The 3,900-nt window shown below is 49.6% G+C and carries 6 protein-coding genes; 3 read left to right on the top strand and 3 right to left on the bottom strand.

All coding sequences use genetic code 11. The annotated features are described in order from the left end of the window. Both M0R47_RS21370 and draG read left to right on the top strand, forming a co-directional pair. On the top strand, positions 1–614 hold a 614-nt coding region (locus M0R47_RS21370; protein ID WP_292558381.1), incomplete at its 5' end, for an NAD(+)--dinitrogen-reductase ADP-D-ribosyltransferase. Positions 615–625: 11 nt separating this feature from the next. Next, a complete protein-coding gene (draG, locus tag M0R47_RS21365) occupies positions 626–1,510 on the top strand; it encodes an ADP-ribosyl-[dinitrogen reductase] hydrolase (RefSeq protein WP_292558380.1) in 885 nt (294 codons plus the stop codon). Between the two features lie 97 nt (positions 1,511–1,607). Here draG and M0R47_RS21360 read toward each other — a convergent pair whose 3' ends face one another. Continuing rightward, positions 1,608–1,961, bottom strand: a complete 354-nt coding sequence (locus M0R47_RS21360; protein ID WP_292558379.1) for a hypothetical protein — start codon at positions 1,959–1,961, stop codon at positions 1,608–1,610. Positions 1,962–2,095: 134 nt separating this feature from the next. On the opposite strand from M0R47_RS21360, the gene M0R47_RS21355 reads away from it, so the two are divergent. Next, the gene (locus M0R47_RS21355) at positions 2,096–2,389 is read left to right on the top strand and encodes a hypothetical protein (RefSeq protein ID WP_292558378.1); all 294 of its coding nucleotides are present in this window, start codon (positions 2,096–2,098) and stop codon (positions 2,387–2,389) included. 346 nt (positions 2,390–2,735) lie between these two features. Here the strand turns inward: M0R47_RS21355 and M0R47_RS21350 are convergent, their stop codons facing one another. Both M0R47_RS21350 and M0R47_RS21345 read right to left on the bottom strand, forming a co-directional pair. After that, complete coding sequence (locus M0R47_RS21350) at positions 2,736–3,071, bottom strand: hypothetical protein (RefSeq protein WP_292558377.1); 336 nt, start codon at positions 3,069–3,071, stop codon at positions 2,736–2,738. A gap of 352 nt (positions 3,072–3,423) precedes the next feature. Continuing rightward, a partial coding sequence (locus M0R47_RS21345) for a TolC family protein (protein ID WP_292558376.1) occupies positions 3,424–3,900 on the bottom strand: 477 nt, incomplete at its 5' end.

Below are 3,900 nucleotides of genomic sequence, written 5' to 3'. Positions count from 1 at the left end.
TGTGTGTCATTTTCGGCTTTGAAACAGAGCAACGACTACGGGACGATCACTCGGGAAGACGACGTTATCGCAACAGTTATCTCAGACTGATTCAGGATTGGGGGCTGGATTCTAACAATGCCCAGGGTGCAGTTTTTAAAGGCTGGGTCGAAAGCCGCTTCGGACTGTTTCCTACTTATCACAAACAGCGGATTTCCAGTTTCATCAGTAAAGACTGGGTCATGTATATCGAAGAAAAGATGAACAGCCGTTATCACAACAACTGCATTTACATGCAGCTGGATCTCTTATATGAATATTGCCAATGGATTATCGAACGTTTTCAGTTTCCGGCGGCGACCCATAAAACCCTCTATCGCGGCGTCAACTCACTGGACGACGATTGGATTGTCCAGGATCAGGATAAAACCCATAAAATCGTTCGTTTCAATAATATCGTTTCTTTTACCGACCGCCGCAGTATTGCCAGTGAGTTCGGCGCTTATGTTCTGGAAGTTGAAGTGCCGATGGTTAAGCTGATTTTTTTTAATGAACTGCTGCCGCACCACGCCTTGCACGGCGAAGCCGAATATCTGGTGATTGGCGGTGACTATCGAGTCAAAGTGCAACGTTAAGGAACAGGAAAATGTCTACAGAACAAATACTGAACAGGGCGTTGGGAGCTTATTTGGGCTTTGCCTGCGGCGATGCGCTGGGGGCAACGGTAGAGTTTATGACGCCGAAACAAATCCAGAAACGCTACGACGTGCATCAGGATATTATCGGCGGCGGCTGGCTGACCTTAGAAGCGGGGCAAGTCACCGACGACACCCAAATGTCGCTGGCATTAGGGCAAGCCATTATCGATCATCAGGGCTGGAATATTCAGGCTGTTGCGGATAATTTTGTCGCATGGCTGGAAAGCGATCCGCCGGATATAGGCAATACCTGTCGACGCGGCATCACCCGCTATCGGGATAGCGGCAAACTATTCGGCTTACCTCGCGAGGATGATGCAGGAAACGGCTCGTGTATGCGCAACCTGCCGGTGGTGCTGGCGACATTAAACCGGCCGGACTATTTCAGCGAATGGAGTTTACAACAAAGCCATATTACCCATAATCATCCGTTGTCCGATGCGGCTACATTAACGCTGGGGCGGATCGTCAATCGCTTGATTAACGGACAGGGTATGGACGCCTGCAAACAGGAAGCCGAATGGTTGATCGATCAACACGGCGAATTTGCCTACAGCCCTTATCCGGGCAAAGCCTCGGGCTATATTGTCGATACCGTGCAGACGGTTTTACATTATTTTTTCAGTACCGACAGTTTTGAATCCTGCCTGATTGCAACCGTTAATCAGGGTGGCGATGCCGACACCACAGGCGCGTTGGTCGGCATGCTGGCAGGTGCAAAATACGGCGTTGGGCAGATTCCGGAGCGTTGGTTAACGCGGTTGGATCAACAGATTGCCGATCAAATACGTCAACAAACGACGGGGCTTATCCGGCTGGCGGAATTGCTGTAAACCCATTTGGTTGATGCGTTTGGTTTATAGGATGCGCCTCCTTATGTCGGTAGCCCGGTAGATTTTAGGTGTTAAGATCAATCAGAATACGCAATTCTCAGTTCCCAGTGAAAGCTCTGGCTTCCTCAGCCAGCGCAATGATGTCTTTGCTTGCTTCAATCACACCCCACTCCTTCAATACACGCCCCCGATGTTCGTAAGCATTGATCTGACCGGAATCAACCAAAGCCGCGATGCGGTTAGCGGGAAGCTTCATGACCAGATGACCATTGTGCAGTTTAGCAAACACCTTGCTATTGATCCGCAAACAATCAAACCCGAATAACTTTGCCCGCTCAACAGGGTATTCGGTTTGGGGCGTGGCATAAAACGATGCTAACTGAGCAAATAGTTCTTCGCCATGCGACAAAGTCACATCGCCTTTTATAATTTTGCTGCTTTTTGTAACCATCTTTTTTCTCCGAATACGGTGAAAAGCCCGGTAGGGTACGCATCGCGTACCTTTTATGGATTTGATTCACGGGAAAATTTGAAAATGGTACGCGATGCGTACCCTACCAGGCTGATTATTCGACTCGCTGGAATATGCTTAAAGGTCACTTTTCTCGTGCTATAGACAAAGGTGAAAGAATTTCGGAAAGTCGAAGCAAACGACGTGAACGCGGTTTATGGCAACGCCGCTTTTGGGATCATTTGATCATTGATCAAAATGATTTTAACCAACATGTGGATTATATCCATTGGAATCCAGTAAAACATGGCAGGGTACAGCGAGTTATCGACTGGCCTCATTCGAGTTTCCATCAATTCGTGGCGAAGGGTATTTATCCAACCACCTGGGGATATTCGGGGGAATTTAATATTGATGCGGACGAATGACCCGAACGATGCGCCTCCTTACGTCGGCAGCATCCTATAAAATAGCGCACCTTATCGAGTTGACGGGTTGGGCAGTTTTTTTTGCAACGATTATTTCGCTTAACCAATTTGCACCGGGATTGACGGCAATTTCGCTTAGATCAGGACATTGTCCGTGGCGGTTGGATTTGGAAACGGGTCATAAATCACGCTGACCACAGTAATTTGGCGTAGGGTACGCATCGCGTACCTTTTATTGAGCTTGAAAAATGGTACGCGGTGCGTACCCTACCTGGCTTGAAAAATGGTACGCGGTGCGTACCCTACCTGGCTTGAAAAATGGTACGCGGTGCGTACCCTACCGGGCTTACTCTGGTGTCTGGAAGGCATGCCTCACCTTACCGACAAGCGCGATGATAATCTCGACTCTTTCGTTCGTGACTTCGAAGTAGTACTGCTGCCTTATGTCGGCCTTATTGATTGAGTGCTGCCACGAGCGATGAGAGATCATGTGGCCTACATCTTTGGCGAACTGTGAGAACACGGCTACTGCGGATTTGACAACATCGGCGTGTTTGAGCTCTGCGTTCTTTGTGACCATGAGATCAAGAATGAGCTTGTCATCGAGAGTGTGATGAACCCACATTCTGCACCCGTTGTTGATCAACAAGAGCTTTGCGTATCCCTTTTCATTTGCGGTCATTGCCTTCACCTTTCCGTCGGCGTTCAAGTCATTAAGTTGACTTGCTATCAAATGCATTTTGTCTGAAAGAGCTTGAGTCATAGGGAGTCCTGAGTCTTGAAGTAGACGTTGAAACGAATGGCCTGGAGTGTCGTCCGTGGGGTCTAACGTTTTCGAGCCAAGCACCGCTTCTCTGTGAGCTTGGATGTCTCAACAGCCCTTTCGGTCATCTTAAACTCTTTAAAAAATAAACAAGCTCTGGTGAAGCGTGTGTTTGAGCGGCAACTCCTGCAATCGGTTAGGCCGGATACTATATTAATCGCTAATTGATAGCAACCTATCAGGCAAACTAAAAACACACCTCCCAAACCAATCAATCCACCGGAAATATCAAATAATCCGTCCATTTGACTTCCCCGCCCGCCTGATCGGGGCTCGGCAGCATTGCCACATTCCAGCCGCCGCCCAAGGCCTTGACCAGCTGCACCGAGGCCGCCAGTCGATCGCCCTGTAGCTGTACAGCGGTCTGCCGGTTGGACAAGGCCGCAGTTTGCGCGGTAATCACATTCAGATAACTGATGGTTCCCGCCTGATACTGATTGATGGTCAGTGCTAGCGCCAGATTGGCCGCGGTGACGGCCTTATCTTGAACCTGAGTCTCTTCTTCCAGTATCCGCAAGGCGGCCAGATTGTCTTCCACTTCCTGAAAGCCGGTCAGCACCGTTTGCCGGTAAGCTGCGACGTTGGCGTCGAAACCGTCGATGGCCTGTTTGTACTGGGCGTTTTTAGCGCCGCCGTCAAACAGCGTCAGTGCCGCACCGGCCGGGCCCAGCGCCCAATAGCGGCTAAC

The organism is Methylobacter sp., from assembly GCF_023227905.1.
Taxonomy (GTDB): domain Bacteria; phylum Pseudomonadota; class Gammaproteobacteria; order Methylococcales; family Methylomonadaceae; genus Methylobacter_A.
Note: the sequence above shows the minus strand (reverse complement) of the source record. Positions and strands in the feature narration are given on the sequence as shown.

Bases quoted from the DNA above. Each gene is read 5' to 3' on its own strand.
- M0R47_RS21355 (WP_292558378.1), top strand. From the start codon at position 2,096: ATGCTTAAAGGTCACTTTTCTCGTGCTATAGACAAAGGTGAAAGAATT.
- draG (WP_292558380.1), top strand. From the start codon at position 626: ATGTCTACAGAACAAATACTGAACAGGGCGTTGGGAGCTTATTTGGGC.
- M0R47_RS21360 (WP_292558379.1), bottom strand. From the start codon at position 1,961: ATGGTTACAAAAAGCAGCAAAATTATAAAAGGCGATGTGACTTTGTCG.
- M0R47_RS21350 (WP_292558377.1), bottom strand. From the start codon at position 3,071: ATGACCGCAAATGAAAAGGGATACGCAAAGCTCTTGTTGATCAACAAC.